The sequence below is a fragment of the Pseudomonas sp. B21-051 genome (assembly GCF_024748795.1).
GTDB lineage: Bacteria > Pseudomonadota > Gammaproteobacteria > Pseudomonadales > Pseudomonadaceae > Aquipseudomonas > Aquipseudomonas putida_A.
The window spans coordinates 5,346,976-5,366,266 of record NZ_CP087166.1 but is presented as its reverse complement, the minus strand read 5'-3'; the positions used below and the strand labels follow the sequence as shown (position 1 = coordinate 5,366,266).

The 19,291-nt window shown below is 55.4% G+C and carries 15 protein-coding genes and 4 tRNA genes; all 19 read left to right on the top strand.

Annotation, left to right across the window (positions count from 1 at the left end):
• Positions 1-113 precede the first annotated feature (113 nt).
• Positions 114-1,067 (top strand): bifunctional biotin--[acetyl-CoA-carboxylase] ligase/biotin operon repressor BirA, encoded by a 954-nt coding sequence (gene birA, locus LOY52_RS24240; RefSeq protein WP_258676594.1) that lies wholly within the window; start codon positions 114-116, stop codon positions 1,065-1,067.
• On the top strand, positions 1,057-1,806 hold the full coding sequence (locus tag LOY52_RS24235) for a pantothenate kinase (RefSeq protein ID WP_258676592.1): 750 nt from the start codon (positions 1,057-1,059) through the stop codon (positions 1,804-1,806). Before birA ends, LOY52_RS24235 begins: the two co-directional genes overlap by 11 nt.
• A 7-nt stretch (positions 1,807-1,813) precedes the next feature.
• On the top strand, positions 1,814-2,251 hold the full coding sequence (locus tag LOY52_RS24230; RefSeq protein ID WP_258676589.1) for a hypothetical protein: 438 nt from the start codon (positions 1,814-1,816) through the stop codon (positions 2,249-2,251).
• Between the two features lie 142 nt (positions 2,252-2,393).
• Positions 2,394-2,478, top strand: a tRNA-Tyr gene (locus LOY52_RS24225).
• A 24-nt stretch (positions 2,479-2,502) separates the two neighbouring features.
• Positions 2,503-2,576: transfer RNA gene (locus LOY52_RS24220), tRNA-Gly, on the top strand.
• Positions 2,577-2,602: 26 nt separating this feature from the next.
• Positions 2,603-2,678, top strand: a tRNA-Thr gene (locus LOY52_RS24215).
• Between the two features lie 84 nt (positions 2,679-2,762).
• Complete coding sequence (tuf, locus tag LOY52_RS24210; RefSeq protein ID WP_024164425.1) at positions 2,763-3,956, top strand: elongation factor Tu; 1,194 nt, start codon at positions 2,763-2,765, stop codon at positions 3,954-3,956.
• Positions 3,957-4,009: 53 nt separating this feature from the next.
• A tRNA-Trp gene (locus LOY52_RS24205) sits at positions 4,010-4,085 on the top strand.
• 45 nt (positions 4,086-4,130) lie between these two features.
• A complete protein-coding gene (gene secE, locus LOY52_RS24200; protein WP_007962231.1) occupies positions 4,131-4,499 on the top strand; it encodes a preprotein translocase subunit SecE in 369 nt (122 codons plus the stop codon).
• Between the two features lie 9 nt (positions 4,500-4,508).
• Entirely contained in the window at positions 4,509-5,042 is a 534-nt protein-coding gene (gene nusG / locus LOY52_RS24195; protein WP_025113545.1) for a transcription termination/antitermination protein NusG, read from the top strand.
• Positions 5,043-5,159: 117 nt separating this feature from the next.
• Complete coding sequence (gene rplK / locus LOY52_RS24190) at positions 5,160-5,591, top strand: 50S ribosomal protein L11 (RefSeq protein ID WP_003228756.1); 432 nt, start codon at positions 5,160-5,162, stop codon at positions 5,589-5,591.
• A complete protein-coding gene (gene rplA / locus LOY52_RS24185) occupies positions 5,591-6,286 on the top strand; it encodes a 50S ribosomal protein L1 (RefSeq protein ID WP_003228754.1) in 696 nt (231 codons plus the stop codon). The genes rplK and rplA overlap by 1 nt, the downstream gene beginning before the upstream one ends.
• A 198-nt stretch (positions 6,287-6,484) precedes the next feature.
• Positions 6,485-6,985 carry a 50S ribosomal protein L10 gene (rplJ, locus tag LOY52_RS24180; protein WP_003228752.1) on the top strand — a complete coding sequence of 167 codons (501 nt, stop codon included), beginning with the start codon at positions 6,485-6,487 and terminating at the stop codon, positions 6,983-6,985.
• A 74-nt stretch (positions 6,986-7,059) separates the two neighbouring features.
• A complete protein-coding gene (gene rplL, locus LOY52_RS24175) occupies positions 7,060-7,425 on the top strand; it encodes a 50S ribosomal protein L7/L12 (RefSeq protein WP_007962228.1) in 366 nt (121 codons plus the stop codon).
• A gap of 221 nt (positions 7,426-7,646) precedes the next feature.
• Positions 7,647-11,720, top strand: a complete 4,074-nt coding sequence (gene rpoB, locus LOY52_RS24170; protein WP_007962226.1) for a DNA-directed RNA polymerase subunit beta — start codon at positions 7,647-7,649, stop codon at positions 11,718-11,720.
• 63 nt (positions 11,721-11,783) lie between these two features.
• Complete coding sequence (rpoC, locus tag LOY52_RS24165) at positions 11,784-15,983, top strand: DNA-directed RNA polymerase subunit beta' (protein ID WP_007962225.1); 4,200 nt, start codon at positions 11,784-11,786, stop codon at positions 15,981-15,983.
• A gap of 215 nt (positions 15,984-16,198) precedes the next feature.
• Positions 16,199-16,570 carry a 30S ribosomal protein S12 gene (gene rpsL / locus LOY52_RS24160; RefSeq protein ID WP_003186084.1) on the top strand — a complete coding sequence of 124 codons (372 nt, stop codon included), beginning with the start codon at positions 16,199-16,201 and terminating at the stop codon, positions 16,568-16,570.
• Positions 16,571-16,677: 107 nt separating this feature from the next.
• The gene (gene rpsG / locus LOY52_RS24155; protein WP_003228745.1) at positions 16,678-17,151 is read left to right on the top strand and encodes a 30S ribosomal protein S7; all 474 of its coding nucleotides are present in this window, start codon (positions 16,678-16,680) and stop codon (positions 17,149-17,151) included.
• Positions 17,152-17,181: 30 nt separating this feature from the next.
• Positions 17,182-19,287: an elongation factor G gene (fusA, locus tag LOY52_RS24150; protein ID WP_007962223.1), complete on the top strand. Its 2,106-nt coding sequence runs from the start codon at positions 17,182-17,184 to the stop codon at positions 19,285-19,287.
• Positions 19,288-19,291 lie beyond the last annotated feature (4 nt).

Genomic DNA, 19,291 nt, shown 5'->3' with positions numbered 1-19,291 from the left:
TTGCGAAAGCAGTTGGGGTTTTGTTTTGCCCGCAGGAAAGTGCTGCGCTTGATTTCTATGCAATCGCCCGGCGCATGGCTATTATTCGGGCCTCATTGTGAGGCGAGACCTGCATGCTGACGTTGTTGAATTTATTAAAGGATGGTCGATTCCATTCCGGCGAGGCTCTGGGGGTTGCCCTGGGAATCAGTCGAAGTGCGGTGTGGAAGCAGCTTCAGCATCTTGAGGCTGAACTCGGGTTGTCCATTAACAAAGTCCGGGGCAGAGGCTATCAACTGGCTACGCCCTTGACGCTGCTCGATCCTCTGAAGATTGGTGCCTTGGCAGCGGTTTGGCCGATTACAATCTTTGATTCCATTGATTCCACTAACGCAGAGGCGCTTCGCGCGATCAATCAGGGTCGAGCGGCGCCGTTTCTGGTATTGGCAGAGCGACAGATTTCCGGTCGCGGTCGCCGGGGTCGCAAGTGGGTAAGCCCTTTTGCTGAAAATCTCTACTACAGCTTGGTTCTTCGCATCGAAGGCGGCATGCGCCAGCTTGAGGGCTTGAGTCTGGTGGTCGGCTTGGCTGTTATGCGTGCCTTGCGAAAGCTGGGAGTGGCGGGTGCAGGATTGAAGTGGCCCAACGATGTGTTGGTCGGAAACAAGAAAATCGCGGGTATTCTTCTTGAGCTAGTAGGGGATCCGGCAGATGTTTGCCATGTGGTGCTGGGTATAGGCATTAATGTGAACATGCAGGTTGCTGAGGAGGTTGACCAGCAATGGACGTCGATTCGGCTCGAGACGGGCAAAAGCTGCGATCGCAACGTATTGGTGGCTGAGTTGAGCGAGCAACTGCGCGGCTATATCCAGCGTCATCAGGTTGATGGTTTCTCTGCGTTCCAGGAAGAGTGGGAAAAGGATCACATGTGGCAAGGGCGTCCGGTTTCCTTGATTGCGGGCGTTAGTCATATAGAAGGCGTAGTGCTTGGCATTGATAGCCAGGGTGCGCTGCGCTTGAAGGTGGACGGCGTGGAAAGAGTGTTTAGTGGTGGTGAGCTCAGCCTGAGGTTGCGTGATGATTCTTGAGCTCGACTGTGGGAATAGCTTTATCAAGTGGCGTGTATTGAATGCAGCTGCTGGCGGTCTGTTCGCGGAAGGCGTTGTCGACTCGGATCAAGCTCTGGTGGAGAGCCTGTGCGCATTTGACAGCATGTCGCTGCGTAAATGTCGGTTGGTCAGCGTAAGGACCGGTGAAGAAACTGCCGCGCTCACCCGAATTCTCGAGCAGACGTTCGGGGTTTCGGTCGTGTGCGCCGAGTCAGCCAGTGAAATGTCTGGTGTCAAGAATGGCTATGACGACTATGAACGCTTGGGGTTGGATCGTTGGTTGGCGATGCTTGGTGGCTTTCATTTGGCTGCAGGCGCCTGTCTGATTCTGGATTTCGGCACCGCAGTGACGGCCGACTTTATTAATGCCGAAGGTGAGCACCTGGGGGGATTCATTTGCCCAGGGATGCCCTTGATGCGTAACCAATTGCGTACACATACCCGGAAAATCCGTTATGGGGACTTGGCTGCCGAAAAAGCGCTGACGAGCCATGCTCCAGGGCGCAGTACCGTAGAGGCGGTGGAGCGCGGGTGCTCTTTAATGTTGAGAGGTTTTGTCCTGACCCAGATGGAAATGGCTCGATCCTATTGGGGGGAGCGCTTTACTGTCTTTATTACCGGTGGCGATGCTGGGTTGGTGGCGGACGTCGTGCCTGATGCTCGGATCGTCCCCGACCTGGTATTTGTAGGTTTGGCGATGGCGTGCCCTTTAACTTGAGGTTCGTATGCGTTGGTTGTTCCTGCTGCTCGTTGTTCTCAATGTGTTCTATTACGTCTGGCATCAGCAGGAAGCGCCCTTGCGTGCGAAAGATGTCACGCCCCTCAGTATGTACCGTGGGTCCCAGCAAGATATTCGTTTATTGAGTGAGGCGGCTGGTGGCTCTGGGGCAGGGCAGGACGCGCGCCGTGCCGGACAGGAGTGTCTGTTTTTGGGTGGTTTGACTCAAGAAAACAGTATTTCCGCGCTGCAGCTGCGTCTAGCTACCATGAGTGTGAAGGTTCAGGCGTCGCAAAAGGATCTTCCCGAGCCTGGTTTCTGGCTGCGCATTGCGCCCGAAAGCCAGCGTTTATTGGGGGATGTGCAGTTGCAGAACCTTTCCAAGGAATTCAATGAGTTAAAACATAAAATAATGCTGTGTGAGGGGGTTGCACCGCTGGAATAGTTTGCATAGAATGGCGCCCGCTCCACAGCGAACACCTAAACAGGTTGTCAAAGCGGAGCGGTGTCAACGCAGCTAACCTCAGGTTTTTAATGAGAAAATGCTTGACAGAAGGTCGGCGTAGTATAGAATGCCGGCTCGCTTAGGAGGGGTTCCCGAGCGGCCAAAGGGATCAGACTGTAAATCTGACGTCTACGACTTCGAAGGTTCGAATCCTTCCCCCTCCACCATTTTTAGCGTGAGCTGCAAGCTCCGCGGGTATAGTTTAGTGGTAGAACCTCAGCCTTCCAAGCTGATGATGCGGGTTCGATTCCCGCTACCCGCTCCAAGTTTGCAGGTTGTGCAAAGTTTTACGCTCTTGTAGCTCAGTTGGTAGAGCACACCCTTGGTAAGGGTGAGGTCAGCGGTTCAAATCCGCTCAAGAGCTCCATATAACAAGGCAGATATGAAAATATCTGCCTTTGTTTTAATGGTAGATATCGTTCGTCTAATTCTTCTGTTGAGGGTGTTATCGATGGCTAAGGAAAAATTTGATCGTTCCCTGCCCCACGTCAACGTAGGGACCATTGGTCACGTTGACCACGGTAAAACCACTCTGACCGCTGCTCTGACTCGCGTCTGCTCCGAAGTTTTCGGTTCGGCCGTAGTTGAATTCGACAAGATCGACAGCGCTCCAGAAGAAAAAGCTCGCGGTATCACCATCAACACCGCACACGTTGAGTACAACTCGCTGATCCGTCACTACGCTCACGTTGACTGCCCAGGTCACGCTGACTATGTGAAGAACATGATCACCGGTGCTGCTCAAATGGACGGCGCTATTCTGGTTTGCTCGGCAGCTGATGGTCCGATGCCACAAACCCGTGAGCACATCCTGCTGTCCCGCCAGGTAGGCGTTCCGTACATCGTGGTTTTCCTGAACAAGGCTGATCTGGTAGACGACGCTGAGCTGCTGGAACTGGTTGAGATGGAAGTTCGCGACCTGCTGTCCACCTACGACTTCCCGGGCGATGATACTCCAATCATCATCGGTTCGGCTCGTATGGCGCTGGAAGGCAAAGACGACAACGAGATGGGCACCACTGCCGTCAAGAAGCTGGTTGAAACTCTGGACAGCTACATCCCAGAACCAGTTCGTATGATCGACAAGCCATTCCTGATGCCAATCGAAGACGTATTCTCGATCTCGGGTCGTGGTACTGTTGTGACTGGTCGTATCGAGCGCGGTATCGTTCGCGTTCAAGATGCACTGGAAATCGTTGGTCTGCGCGACACCACCACCACCACCTGCACCGGTGTTGAGATGTTCCGCAAGCTGCTCGACGAAGGTCGTGCTGGCGAGAACTGCGGCGTTCTGCTGCGTGGTACCAAGCGTGACGACGTTGAGCGTGGTCAGGTTCTGGTCAAGCCAGGTTCGGTTAAGCCGCACACCAAGTTCACCGCAGAAGTTTACGTTCTGAGCAAGGAAGAAGGCGGTCGTCACACTCCGTTCTTCAAAGGCTACCGTCCACAGTTCTACTTCCGTACTACTGACGTGACTGGTAACTGCGAGCTGCCAGAAGGCGTTGAAATGGTAATGCCAGGTGACAACATTCAGATGACTGTTACCCTGATCAAAACCATCGCGATGGAAGATGGTCTGCGTTTCGCTATCCGTGAAGGCGGTCGTACCGTCGGCGCTGGTGTCGTAGCCAAAATCATCGAATAAGCGGTTGTAATGTATTTTTCGGGCCGGCATAATGGTCGGCCTGATTTTGTTTTAGGTCAGTAGCTCAATTGGCAGAGCGACGGTCTCCAAAACCGTAGGTTGGGGGTTCGATTCCCTCCTGACCTGCCAGATTCACTCGGTGTGTCTGGCTTTCTTTTCACAGGATCTTCATAGATGACTCCTAAGGCTGAAGCTCAAGGCTCTCGCTTCGATCTGCTCAAGTGGCTTGTAGTAGTTGCTTTGGTGGTTGTTGGCGTTGTTGGCAATCAGTATTACGCTGCTTCGCCGATCCTGTACCGTGTACTCGCTTTGCTCGTAATTGCTGCTGTAGCTGCCTTTGTAGGCCTGCAGACTGCAAAGGGCAAGTCGTTCTTTGTACTGGTTAAGGAAGCGCGCACCGAGATTCGTAAAGTCGTATGGCCAACTCGCCAGGAAACCACTCAGACAACGTTGATCGTTGTTGCTGTGGTTATCGTAATGGCGTTGCTGTTGTGGGGTGTTGATTCCCTGCTCGGCTGGCTTGTTTCCTTGATTGTCGGCTAAGGGTGTCCCGTGGCTAAGCGTTGGTACGTTGTGCATGCTTACTCGGGTTACGAGAAGCATGTCATGCGCTCGCTGATTGAGCGCGTTAAGCTGGCTGGCATGGAAGATGGCTTCGGCGAAATTCTGGTTCCCACTGAAGAAGTGGTTGAAATGCGTAATGGCCAGAAGCGCAAAAGCGAACGCAAGTTCTTCCCAGGCTATGTGCTGGTACAGATGGATATGAATGAGGGTACTTGGCACTTGGTCAAGGATACTCCTCGGGTGATGGGCTTTATTGGCGGTACCGCCGACAAGCCGGCTCCAATCACCGACAAAGAGGCGGAAGCCATTCTACGTCGCGTTGCTGATGGTAGCGATAAGCCGAAGCCGAAGACTCTGTTTGAGCCGGGTGAGGTGGTTCGTGTTACTGACGGTCCATTCGCTGACTTTAACGGCACCGTCGAAGAAGTTAACTACGAAAAAAGCCGTGTCCAGGTGGCAGTGCTTATTTTCGGTCGCTCTACCCCGGTAGAGTTGGAGTTCAGTCAGGTCGAAAAGGTCTAACTGAACAAGCATCCCAACCCCGCAGCCCTAGGCTGTGGGGTTTTGTCGTCACTGGGATAAACGCGCAAGTAACCGGGGAGCCTTTCGAGGCGTTCGAACCCGTAATTGGAGTGCCTCATGGCCAAGAAGATTACCGCTTACATCAAGCTGCAAGTGAAGGCCGCTCAGGCTAACCCAAGCCCACCTGTTGGTCCTGCTCTGGGTCAGCACGGCGTGAACATCATGGAATTCTGCAAGGCTTTCAACGCCCGTACTCAGGGTCTTGAAGCAGGTCTGCCGACTCCAGTGATCATCACTGTCTACAGCGACCGTAGCTTCACTTTCGAAACCAAATCCACCCCTGCTTCGGTTCTGCTGAAGAAGGCGGCCGGTCTGACCAGCGGTTCCGCTCGTCCGAACACCGTTAAGGTTGGCACTGTTACCCGTGCTCAGCTGGAAGAAATCGCGAAAACCAAAAACGCGGATCTGACTGCAGCTGATATGGATGCAGCCGTGCGTACTATCGCCGGTTCTGCTCGTAGCATGGGCCTTAACGTGGAGGGTGTGTAATGGCTAAGCTGACCAAGCGTCAAAAGGCTATCGCCGGCAAAATCGAAGCAGGCAAGGCCTACAACATTGTAGACGCTGCTGCTCTGCTGGCTGAGCTGTCGACTGTCAAGTTCAGCGAGTCGTTCGACGTTGCTGTAAACCTGGGTGTAGACCCGCGTAAATCCGACCAGGTTGTTCGTAGCGCTACTGTGCTGCCACACGGCACTGGCAAGACCGTTCGCGTTGCTGTGTTCACCCAGGGTCCAGCTGCTGAGGCCGCTCTGGCTGCCGGCGCTGACCGTGTAGGTATGGACGATCTGGCTGCCGAAATGAAAGGCGGCGACCTGAACTATGACGTAGTGATCGCATCCCCGGATGCCATGCGCGTTGTAGGTCAACTGGGTCAGATCCTCGGTCCACGTGGCCTGATGCCTAACCCGAAAGTCGGCACCGTAACTCCAGACGTAGCTACCGCGGTTAAAAACGCCAAGGCTGGTCAGGTTCGTTATCGCACCGACAAAAACGGCATCATCCACACCTCCGTTGGCAAGATCGGCTTCGATGCCGTCAAGCTGAAGGAAAACGTTGAAGCCCTGATCGCTGACCTGAAGCGTATCAAACCAGCTTCCTCGAAAGGTATCTACGTCAAGCGCGTTACCCTGAGCACCACTATGGGCCCAGGTCTGGTTATCGACCAGAGCTCGCTGGACGCGTAAGACAAAGGTTGGTGCGATTATTCGCGCCAATTGAAAGATTGGGGTCCCTGCCTGGCGGGGGCTATCCAAGACCGTAGGCGGCGCAAGCCTTAAACCACAAGCCTACGCAGATGGTGCTCCCGGTTCCTTACCGAATCAGACACCAAAACGACATTCGGTTTCGACCGAGTGAAACGGTAACAAGCAGGAGTTAAACCCGTGGCAATTAATCTCGAAGACAAGAAGGCCATCGTCGCTGAAGTCAACGAGGCTGCCAAAGTCGCTCTGTCCGCTGTCGTGGTTGATGCCCGTGGCGTAACAGTAGGCGCAATGACCGGACTCCGTAAAGAGGCTCGTGAAGCTGGCGTTTACGTACGTGTTGTACGTAACACCCTGCTCAAGCGCGCAGTTGCTGACACTGAATACAGTGTTCTCAACGACGTGTTCACCGGCCCGACCCTGATTGCATTCTCGAACGAACATCCGGGCGCTGCTGCCCGTATCTTCAAAGAGTTTGCCAAGGGTCAGGACAAGTTCGAGATCAAGGCAGCTGCGTTCGAGGGCAAGTTCCTCGCAGCTAATCAGATCGACGTACTGGCAACTCTGCCGACCCGTGACGAAGCAATTTCTCAGCTGATGAGCGTGATTCAAGGCGCTACCAGCAAGTTGGCTCGTACTCTGGCGGCAATTCGCGACCAGAAAGAAGCTGCCGCAGCCTAAGGCTCGTCAACTTCTCGCGTTTTTTGTTTATTTCGATGGTCGCGTAGGCCGTCCCCCAATTCAGGAATTGAGTCATGTCTCTGACTAACGAACAAATCATCGAAGCAATCGGCCAGAAATCCGTAGTGGAAATCGTTGAGCTGATCAAAGCGATGGAAGAAACCTTCGGTGTTACCGCTGCTGCCGCTTCGGCTGGCCCAGCTGTAGCTGCTGCTGCTGTTGAAGAGCAAACCGAGTTCAACGTTGTTCTGCTGGAAGCTGGCGAGAAGAAGGTTAACGTGATCAAGGCAGTTCGTGAACTGACCGGTCTGGGCCTGAAAGAAGCCAAAGAGAAAGTAGACGGCGCTCCTCAGGTTGTAGCTGAAGGCGTTTCGAAAGAAGCTGCTGAAGACGCCAAGAAGAAGCTGGAAGAAGCAGGCGCTAAAGTCGAGCTGAAATAAGTATCGACTTTGCTCCTCCAGCCCGAGCGTCAAGCGACAGGCTGATGGCTGGTGGCTCTTGCCACCGGCCTTTTTCCGTTATTGGCAGCCGACTGGGTCGGTGCTGATAAAGGCGCTGTAACCACCCGATGCGGTGGCGCAAACCATGGGGTTTGCACGATTTTCTGGCTGCTCCCGTCGGGAGGGGCCAAACAAGCAGGTGACCAAGCTGGGGAACGCTGATGGCTTACTCATATACTGAGAAAAAACGTATCCGCAAGGACTTTAGCAAGTTGCCGGACGTCATGGATGTGCCGTACCTCCTGGCCATCCAGCTGGATTCGTATCGTGAATTCTTGCAAGCGGGAGCGACTAAAGATCAGTTCCGCGACGTGGGCCTGCATGCGGCCTTCAAATCCGTTTTCCCGATCATCAGCTACTCCGGCAATGCTGCGCTGGAGTACGTCGGTTATCGCCTGGGCGAACCGGCATTTGATGTCAAAGAATGCGTATTGCGCGGTGTAACTTTCGCCGTACCTTTGCGGGTAAAAGTGCGCCTGATCATTTTCGACAAAGAATCGTCGAACAAAGCGATCAAGGACATCAAAGAGCAAGAAGTCTACATGGGCGAAATCCCATTGATGACTGAGAACGGTACCTTCGTAATCAACGGTACCGAGCGTGTTATCGTTTCCCAGCTGCACCGTTCCCCGGGCGTGTTCTTCGACCACGACCGCGGCAAGACGCACAGCTCCGGTAAACTGTTGTACTCCGCGCGCATCATTCCTTACCGCGGTTCGTGGCTGGACTTCGAGTTCGACCCGAAAGACTGCGTGTTCGTGCGTATCGACCGTCGTCGCAAGCTGCCGGCCTCGGTGCTCCTGCGCGCGCTCGGCTACACCACCGAAGAAGTGCTGGACGCTTTCTACACCACCAACGTATTCCACGTTAAAGGCGAAGGCCTGAGCCTGGAACTGGTGCCTCAGCGTCTGCGCGGTGAAGTGGCTGTCCTCGATATCCAGGACGATAAAGGCAAGGTTATTGTCGAGCAGGGCCGTCGTATTACTGCCCGCCACATCAACCAGCTGGAAAAGGCCGGGATCAAAGAGCTGGACGTGCCTCTGGACTATGTCCTGGGTCGCACCACCGCCAAGGTCATCGTGCATCCGGCTACCGGCGAAATCCTGGCAGAGTGCAACACCGAGCTGTCGACCGAAGTCCTGGCGAAAATCGCCAAGGCTGGCGTTGTTCGCATCGAAACTCTGTACACCAACGACATCGACTGCGGTCCGTTCATCTCCGACACGCTGAAGATCGACTCCACCAGCAACCAATTGGAAGCGCTGGTCGAAATCTATCGCATGATGCGTCCAGGTGAGCCACCAACCAAAGACGCTGCCGAAACCCTGTTCAACAACCTGTTCTTCAGCCCTGAGCGCTATGACCTGTCTGCGGTCGGCCGGATGAAGTTCAACCGTCGTATCGGTCGTACCGAGATCGAAGGTTCGGGCGTGCTGTGCAAGGAAGACATCGTCGCGGTACTGAAGACCCTGGTCGACATCCGTAACGGTAAAGGCATCGTCGATGACATCGACCACTTGGGTAACCGTCGTGTTCGCTGCGTAGGCGAAATGGCCGAGAACCAGTTCCGCGTTGGCCTGGTACGTGTTGAGCGTGCGGTCAAAGAGCGTCTGTCGATGGCTGAAAGCGAAGGCCTGATGCCGCAAGACCTGATCAACGCCAAGCCAGTGGCTGCGGCGGTGAAGGAGTTCTTCGGTTCCAGCCAGCTCTCGCAGTTCATGGACCAGAACAACCCGCTGTCCGAGATCACCCACAAGCGTCGTGTATCTGCACTCGGCCCTGGCGGTCTGACTCGTGAGCGCGCAGGCTTTGAAGTCCGTGACGTACACCCGACTCACTATGGTCGTGTCTGCCCGATTGAAACGCCGGAAGGTCCGAACATCGGTCTGATCAACTCCCTGGCTGCTTATGCCCGCACCAACCAGTACGGCTTCCTGGAAAGCCCGTACCGTGTGGTGAAAGAGGGTGTAGTCACCGACGAGATCGTGTTCCTGTCCGCCATTGAAGAAGCCGATCACGTGATCGCGCAGGCTTCGGCGACCATGAACGACCAGAAAGTCCTGATCGACGAACTGGTAGCCGTACGTCACCTGAACGAATTCACCGTCAAGGCGCCGGAAGACGTCACCCTGATGGACGTTTCGCCGAAGCAGGTAGTTTCGGTCGCAGCGTCGCTGATTCCGTTCCTCGAGCACGACGACGCCAACCGTGCGTTGATGGGTTCGAACATGCAGCGTCAAGCTGTACCAACCCTGCGCGCTGACAAGCCGCTGGTAGGTACCGGCATGGAGCGTAACGTGGCTCGCGACTCCGGCGTTTGCGTCGTGGCTCGTCGTGGCGGCGTGATCGACTCCGTTGATGCCAGCCGTATCGTGGTTCGTGTTGCTGATGACGAAGTTGAAACCGGCGAAGCTGGTGTAGACATCTACAACCTGACCAAATACACCCGCTCGAACCAGAACACCTGCATCAACCAGCGTCCGCTGGTGAGCAAGGGCGATCGCGTTCAGCGTAGCGACATCATGGCCGACGGCCCGTCCACCGACATGGGTGAACTGGCACTGGGTCAGAACATGCGCATCGCGTTCATGGCATGGAACGGCTTCAACTTCGAAGACTCCATCTGCCTTTCCGAGCGTGTGGTTCAGGAAGACCGTTTCACCACGATCCACATTCAGGAACTGACCTGTGTGGCCCGTGACACCAAGCTTGGTCCAGAGGAAATCACTGCGGACATCCCGAACGTGGGTGAAGCTGCACTGAACAAGCTGGACGAAGCCGGTATCGTCTACGTAGGTGCTGAAGTAGGCGCAGGCGACATCCTGGTCGGTAAGGTCACTCCGAAAGGCGAGACCCAACTGACTCCGGAAGAAAAACTGCTGCGTGCGATCTTCGGTGAAAAAGCCAGTGACGTTAAAGACACCTCCCTGCGTGTGCCTACCGGTACCAAAGGTACTGTCATCGACGTACAGGTCTTCACCCGCGACGGCGTTGAGCGTGATGCTCGTGCACTGTCGATCGAGAAGTCCCAGCTGGACGAGATCCGCAAGGACCTGAACGAAGAGTTCCGTATCGTTGAAGGCGCGACCTTCGAACGTCTGCGCTCCGCTCTGGTAGGCCACAAGGCCGAAGGCGGCGCCGGTCTGAAGAAAGGTCAGGACATCACCGACGAAGTTCTCGACGGTCTTGAGCATGGCCAGTGGTTCAAACTGCGCATGGCTGAAGATGCTCTGAACGAGCAGCTCGAGAAGGCTCAGGCCTACATCGTTGATCGCCGCCGTCTGCTGGACGACAAGTTCGAAGACAAGAAGCGCAAACTGCAGCAGGGCGATGACCTGGCTCCAGGCGTGCTGAAAATCGTCAAGGTTTACCTGGCAATCCGTCGTCGCATCCAGCCGGGCGACAAGATGGCCGGTCGTCACGGTAACAAAGGTGTGGTCTCCGTGATCATGCCGGTTGAAGACATGCCGCACGATGCCAATGGCACCCCGGTCGACGTCGTCCTCAACCCGTTGGGCGTACCTTCGCGTATGAACGTTGGTCAGATCCTTGAAACCCACCTGGGCCTCGCGGCCAAAGGTCTGGGCGAGAAGATCAACCGGATGGTCGAAGAGCAGCGTAAAGTCGCAGAGCTGCGCACCTTCCTGGACGAGATCTACAACCAGATCGGCGGTCGTAACGAAGATCTGGACAGCTTCTCCGATCAGGAAATCCTGGATCTGGCGAAGAACCTGCGTGGCGGCGTTCCAATGGCCACTCCAGTGTTCGACGGTGCCAAGGAAAGCGAAATCAAGGCCATGCTGAAACTGGCAGACCTGCCGGAAAGCGGCCAGATGCAGCTGACTGACGGCCGTACCGGCAACAAGTTCGAGCGTCCAGTTACCGTTGGCTACATGTACATGCTGAAGCTGAACCACTTGGTAGACGACAAGATGCACGCGCGTTCTACCGGTTCGTACAGCCTGGTTACCCAGCAGCCGCTGGGTGGTAAGGCGCAGTTCGGTGGTCAGCGTTTCGGGGAGATGGAGGTCTGGGCACTGGAAGCATACGGTGCTGCTTACACTCTGCAAGAAATGCTCACAGTGAAGTCGGACGATGTGAACGGCCGTACCAAGATGTACAAAAACATCGTGGATGGCGATCACCGTATGGAGCCGGGCATGCCCGAGTCCTTCAACGTGTTGATCAAGGAAATTCGTTCCCTCGGCATCGATATCGATCTGGAAACCGAATAACACGTGACGCGATCGAGAGCGGGGCAGGACTGCCCGCTCTCTGCTCCGCCAGGAGGAAAGGCCTTGAAAGACCTACTGAATTTGCTGAAAAACCAGGGTCAAGTCGAAGAGTTCGACGCCATCCGTATCGGATTGGCCTCGCCTGAGATGATCCGCTCGTGGTCGTTCGGTGAAGTTAAAAAGCCGGAAACCATCAACTACCGTACGTTCAAACCTGAGCGTGACGGTCTGTTCTGCGCCAAGATCTTTGGCCCGGTAAAGGATTACGAGTGCCTGTGCGGTAAGTACAAGCGCTTGAAGCATCGTGGTGTGATCTGCGAGAAGTGCGGCGTTGAAGTTGCACTGGCAAAGGTTCGTCGTGAGCGCATGGCGCACATCGAGCTGGCTTCGCCGGTTGCCCACATCTGGTTCCTGAAATCGCTGCCGTCCCGTATCGGCCTGCTGATGGACATGACCCTGCGTGATATCGAACGCGTTCTCTACTTCGAGAGCTATGTCGTTATCGATCCGGGCATGACCACCCTTGAAAAAGGTCAGCTGCTGAACGACGAGCAGTACTTCGAAGCGCTGGAAGAGTTCGGTGACGACTTCGACGCCCGCATGGGTGCAGAAGCTGTCCGTGAACTGCTCCACGCTATCGACCTGGAGCACGAGATTGGCCGTCTGCGCGAAGAGATTCCGCAAACCAACTCGGAAACCAAGATCAAGAAACTGTCCAAGCGTCTGAAGTTGATGGAAGCCTTCCAGGGTTCCGGCAACCTGCCAGAGTGGATGGTGCTGACCGTTCTGCCGGTTCTGCCGCCAGATCTGCGTCCACTGGTCCCGCTGGATGGCGGTCGTTTCGCGACTTCCGACCTCAACGATCTGTATCGTCGAGTGATCAACCGTAACAACCGTTTGAAGCGCCTGCTGGATCTGTCCGCTCCGGACATCATCGTGCGCAACGAAAAGCGCATGTTGCAGGAAGCTGTCGATGCACTGCTCGACAACGGTCGTCGTGGCCGCGCTATCACCGGTTCGAACAAGCGTCCTCTGAAATCCCTGGCTGACATGATCAAGGGTAAGCAAGGTCGTTTCCGTCAGAACTTGCTCGGTAAGCGTGTTGACTACTCCGGTCGTTCGGTAATTACCGTAGGTCCGACCCTGCGTCTGCACCAGTGCGGTCTGCCGAAGAAGATGGCTCTCGAGCTGTTCAAACCGTTCATTTTCGGCAAGCTGGAAATGCGTGGTCTCGCGACCACCATCAAAGCGGCCAAGAAAATGGTCGAGCGCGAACTGCCAGAGGTTTGGGACGTTCTCGCTGAAGTGATTCGCGAACACCCGGTTCTTCTCAACCGTGCACCGACCCTTCACCGTCTGGGTATCCAGGCGTTTGAACCGGTACTGATCGAAGGTAAGGCTATCCAGCTGCATCCTCTGGTCTGCGCCGCATACAACGCCGACTTCGACGGCGACCAAATGGCCGTGCACGTACCGCTGACGCTGGAAGCCCAGCTCGAAGCGCGTGCGTTGATGATGTCGACCAACAACATTCTGTCGCCAGCCAACGGTGAGCCAATCATCGTGCCGTCGCAGGACGTTGTATTGGGTCTGTACTACATGACTCGTGAAGCGATCAACGCCAAGGGCGAAGGTCGTGTGTTCGCGGATCTGCAGGAAGTTGACCGTGTGTTCCGTGCCGGCGAAGCCGCACTGCATGCCAAGGTCAAGGTTCGTATCAACGAAACCGTCAACGACCGTGACGGCAACAGCGTGAGCGGTACCCGTATCGTCGATACTACCGTCGGCCGTGCGCTGCTGTTCCAGGTTGTGCCAAAAGGTCTGTCGTACGACGTCGTCAACCTGCCGATGAAGAAAAAGGCGATCTCCAAGCTGATCAACCAGTGCTACCGCGTGGTTGGTCTGAAAGAGACCGTGATCTTCGCTGACCAGTTGATGTACACCGGTTTCGCTTACTCGACCATCTCCGGCGTTTCCATCGGTGTTAACGACTTCGTTATCCCGGATGAAAAAGCCCGCATCATCGGTGCAGCCACTGACGAAGTGAAAGAGATCGAAAGCCAGTACGCCTCCGGCCTGGTAACCCAGGGCGAGAAGTACAACAAAGTGATCGACCTTTGGTCGAAGGCGAACGACGAAGTTTCCAAGGCGATGATGGCCAACCTCTCGAAAGAGAAGGTCATCGACCGTCACGGCGACGAAGTCGACCAAGAGTCCTTCAACTCGATGTACATGATGGCCGACTCGGGTGCGCGGGGTTCCGCAGCACAGATTCGTCAGCTGGCCGGTATGCGTGGTCTGATGGCCAAGCCGGACGGTTCCATCATTGAAACGCCGATTACTGCGAACTTCCGTGAAGGTCTGAGCGTACTCCAGTACTTCATCTCGACTCACGGTGCTCGTAAAGGTCTGGCGGATACCGCGTTGAAAACTGCGAACTCCGGTTACCTGACTCGTCGTCTGGTAGACGTGGCGCAGGATCTGGTTGTAACCGAGATCGATTGCGGCACCGAACACGGTCTGCTGATGACTCCGCACATTGAAGGCGGTGACGTTGTAGAGCCGTTGGGTGAGCGCGTATTGGGTCGTGTTATTGCCCGTGACGTATTCAAGCCTGGCACCGAGGACGTCATCGTTCCTGCCGGTACCCTGGTAGACGAGAAGTGGGTCGAGTTCATCGAGCTGAACAGCATCGACGAAGTGATCGTGCGTTCGCCGATCAGCTGCGAAACCCGCTATGGCATTTGCGCCAAGTGCTACGGCCGTGATCTGGCTCGTGGTCACCAGGTGAACATCGGTGAAGCGGTCGGCGTTATTGCTGCCCAGTCCATCGGTGAGCCGGGTACCCAGCTGACCATGCGTACGTTCCACATCGGTGGTGCGGCAAGCCGTACTTCCGCAGCCGACAGCGTTCAGGTGAAGAATGGCGGTACTGTCCGTCTGCACAACCTGAAGCACGTTGAGCGTGTGGATGGCCACCTGGTTGCTGTATCCCGTTCCGGTGAGCTGGCAATCGCTGATGACTTCGGTCGTGAGCGTGAGCGTTACAAGCTGCCGTACGGTGCTGTGATCTCGGTTAAAGAAGGTGACAAGGTCGACGCTGGCGCAATCGTGGCCAAGTGGGATCCGCACACTCACCCGATCGTTACCGAAATGAAAGGTACCGTGACCTACGTGGGCATGGAAGAAGGCATCACGATCAAGCGTCAGACTGACGAATTGACCGGTATGACCAACATTGAAGTACTCGACGCGAAAGATCGTCCAGCTGCGGGCAAAGAAATCCGTCCAGCAGTGAAGATGGTCGACGACAACGGCAAGGATCTGTTGCTGCCAGGCACTGACGTTATCGCTCAGTACTTCCTGCCAGCCAACGCCCTGGTCGGTGTTGCGGACGGTGCGAAGATCGCGATCGGTGATGTTATCGCTCGTATCCCGCAAGAAACTTCGAAAACTCGCGACATCACCGGTGGTCTGCCGCGTGTTGCCGACCTGTTCGAAGCTCGTCGTCCGAAAGAAGCATCGATTTTGGCTGAAGTCAGCGGCACCATCGCGTTCGGTAAAGAGACCAAAGGCAAACGCCGTCTGGTCATTACCCCGAACGACGGTAGTGATCCGTACGAAGAGCTGATTCCGAAGTGGCGTCACCTGAACGTGTTCGAAGGCGAACAGGTAAACCGCGGCGAAGTTATCTCCGACGGTCCAAGCGATCCGCACGACATCCTGCGTCTGCTGGGTGTGAGCGCGCTGGCCAAATACATCGTGAACGAGATCCAGGACGTTTACCGTCTGCAAGGCGTGAAGATCAACGACAAGCACATCGAGACCATCCTGCGTCAGATGCTGCGTAAGGTTGAGATCTCCGAGTCCGGCGATTCCAGCTTCATCAAGGGCGACCAGATGGAACTGACTCACGTACTGGTAGAGAACGAGCGTCTGAACGCGGAAGACAAGTTTGTCTCCAAGTTCACCCGCGTTCTGCTGGGTATCACCAAGGCGTCGTTGTCCACCGAATCGTTCATCTCGGCGGCTTCCTTCCAGGAAACCACCCGCGTATTGACCGAAGCGGCAGTCACCGGCAAGCGCGACTACTTGCGCGGCCTGAAAGAAAACGTGGTCGTGGGTCGTCTGATCCCGGCCGGTACCGGTCTGGCTTATCACAGCGAGCGCAAGCGTCGTCGTGATGCAGACAAGCCGTTGCGCGTAAGCGCCAGTGAAGTGGAAGCTGCACTGACCGAAGCGTTGAACTCGAGCGGTAACTGAGTTCTGCGATAAATGAGCTGAGGCCCTGATCGCTCCGTTCGTCGAATCGAGACAAATTGTCAAGGTTCGACGGGCGGGGAGGTCGGGGCCTTGCCTTGACTGGGGACAAGATCCTCTTTAGACTCTTGATCCCCTAAATTTGGCGGGAATCCGTTCCTGTCATTTTGCTTTTCTTGCAAGACAATAGCGTCGCAAGACAACAGTGGAGCTAGTAGATGGCAACTATCAACCAGCTGGTACGTCAGCCGCGTAAGCGTATCGTCGAGAAATCCGACGTACCTGCGCTGCAGAACTGCCCGCAACGTCGTGGCGTGTGCACCCGTGTGTACACCACCACGCCGAAAAAACCTAACTCGGCACTGCGTAAAGTATGCCGTGTGCGTCTGACCAACGGTTTCGAGGTTTCCTCGTACATCGGTGGTGAAGGCCACAACCTGCAAGAGCACAGCGTGGTACTGATCCGCGGCGGTCGTGTAAAAGACTTGCCAGGTGTTCGTTACCACACCGTTCGCGGCTCCTTGGATACTTCCGGCGTTAAAGGCCGTAACCAGGGTCGTTCGAAGTACGGTACCAAGCGTCCGAAGTAATCGGCCGTTTTGCAGATTTTCATTTTATTGAGTCGATAAGAGTAAGGTCGGGCTTGCATCCACTGGATCTGTCCCGAACTAACCTGAAGACCGCTTGAGGGCTTATCATGCCAAGACGTCGCGTAGCAGCAAAGCGTGAGATTCTGGACGATCCGAAATACGGAAGCCAGATCCTCGCCAAATTCATGAACCACGTTATGGAAAGCGGCAAGAAAGCCGTTGCCGAGCGTATCGTTTATGGTGCCCTGGAAACCGTGAAGGCTCGTAAGGCCGGCACCGATCCCCTGGAACTCTTCGAAAAAGCACTCGACGCCATCGCTCCGCTGGTCGAAGTGAAGTCGCGCCGCGTTGGTGGTGCTACTTACCAGGTTCCGGTCGAGGTTCGTCCTTCCCGCCGTAACGCTCTGGCAATGCGCTGGTTGGTAGACTTCGCCCGTAAGCGTGGCGAGAAGTCTATGGCTCTGCGCTTGGCTGGCGAACTGCTGGATGCTGCTGAAGGTAAAGGTGCTGCTGTTAAGAAGCGTGAAGACGTGCACCGTATGGCCGAAGCCAACAAAGCTTTCTCGCACTACCGCTTCTAATTTTAGCTTCACTAATTTTGCGAGGGCTTTATGGCTCGTACTACTCCGATTAGTCGCTACCGTAACATCGGTATCGTCGCTCACGTGGATGCTGGTAAAACCACCACCACCGAGCGCGTCCTTTTTTACACTGGCAAAAGTCACAAAATGGGCGAGGTGCATGACGGCGCCGCGACCACAGACTGGATGGTGCAGGAGCAGGAGCGTGGTATTACCATTACTTCTGCTGCCATCACCGCCTTCTGGAAAGGTTCCGAGAAGCAGTATCCTCATGAGCACCGCTTCAACGTCATCGATACCCCGGGCCACGTAGACTTCACCATTGAAGTTGAGCGTTCCCTGCGCGTACTCGACGGCGCTGTGGTTGTATTCTGCGGTACTTCGGGTGTTGAGCCTCAGTCGGAAACCGTATGGCGTCAGGCCAACAAATACGGCGTTCCACGTCTTGTTTACGTAAACAAGATGGACCGTGCTGGTGCCAACTTCCTGCGCGTGATCGGTCAGATCAAACAGCGTTTGGGTCACACTCCGGTGCCGATTCAGCTGGCTATCGGTTCGGAAGACAACTTCCAGGGCCAGATCGATCTGATCAACATGCAGGCTGTTTACTGGAACGACTCTGACAAGGGTATGGTTCCTGTTCGCAAGGAAATCCCTGCGGACATGCTCGAGCTCGCCACCGAGTGGCGCAGCAACATGGTTGAGGCTGCGGCCGAAGCCAGCGAAGAGCTGATGAACAAGTACCTGGAAGGCGAAGAGCTGTCGATCGAAGAGATCAAGGCTGCTCTGCGTCAGCGTACTATCGCTGGCGAAATCGTTCTGGCTGTATGCGGTTCGTCGTTCAAGAACAAGGGTGTTCCCCTGGTTCTCGACGCCGTTATCGACTTCCTGCCTGCTCCAACCGACATTCCTGCGATCAAGGGCTCCAACCCTGATAACGAGGAAGAGGAAATGGAGCGTCACGCAAGTGACGACGAGCCGTTCGCGGCGCTGGCGTTCAAAATCGCTACCGACCCATTCGTGGGTACCCTGACCTTCGTCCGCGTTTACTCGGGCGTGTTGAACTCCGGCGACGGCGTGATCAACTCGGTTAAAGGCAAGAAAGAGCGCGTGGGTCGTATGGTGCAAATGCACGCAAACGCCCGTGAAGAGATCAAGGAAGTACGCGCTGGTGACATCGCGGCCCTGATCGGCATGAAGGACGTCACCACTGGTGAAACCCTCTGCAACGCTGACAAGCCAATCATCCTGGTTCGCATGGACTTCCCGGAGCCGGTTATTTCGGTTGCCGTAGAGCCTAAGACCAAGGATGACCAGGAAAAAATGGGTATCGCACTGGGCAAACTGGCTCAGGAAGACCCGTCTTTCCGCGTTAAAACTGATGAAGAGACTGGTCAAACGATCATCTCCGGCATGGGCGAGCTGCACCTGGACATCCTGGTTGACCGGATGCGCCGTGAGTTCAACGTCGAAGCCAACATCGGTAAGCCTCAGGTTTCCTATCGTGAGCGCATCACGAAGAACTGCGAAATCGAAGGCAAGTTCGTTCGCCAGTCCGGCGGTCGTGGTCAGTTCGGCCACTGCTGGATTCGTTTTGCTCCTGCTGATGAAGGTCAGGAAGGTCTGCAATTCGTGAACGAAGTTGTAGGTGGTGTGGTTCCTAAGGAATACATCCCGGCTATCCAGAAGGGTATCGAAGAGCAGATGAAGAACGGCGTTGTTGCCGGCTATCCGCTGATCGGCCTGAAGGCTACCGTGTTCGATGGTTCTTACCACGACGTCGACTCCAACGAGATGGCGTTTAAAGTGGCTGCTTCCATGGCGACCAAGCAACTGGCCCAGAAGGGCGGTGGTGAGTTGCTCGAGCCGATCATGGCGGTAGAGGTTGTTACGCCTGAAGACTATATGGGTGATGTAATGGGCGACCTTAACCGTCGTCGCGGCATGATCCAGGGTATGGAAGACACAGTGTCCGGCAAGGTTATCCGTGCCGAGGTTCCACTGGGTGAGATGTTCGGTTATGCGACCGACGTTCGTTCCATGTCCCAGGGTCGCGCAAGCTACTCTATGGAATTCAAAAAATACGATACGGCTCCGTCGCACATCGTCGAATCCGTAACCAAAAAACAAGGCTGATTCA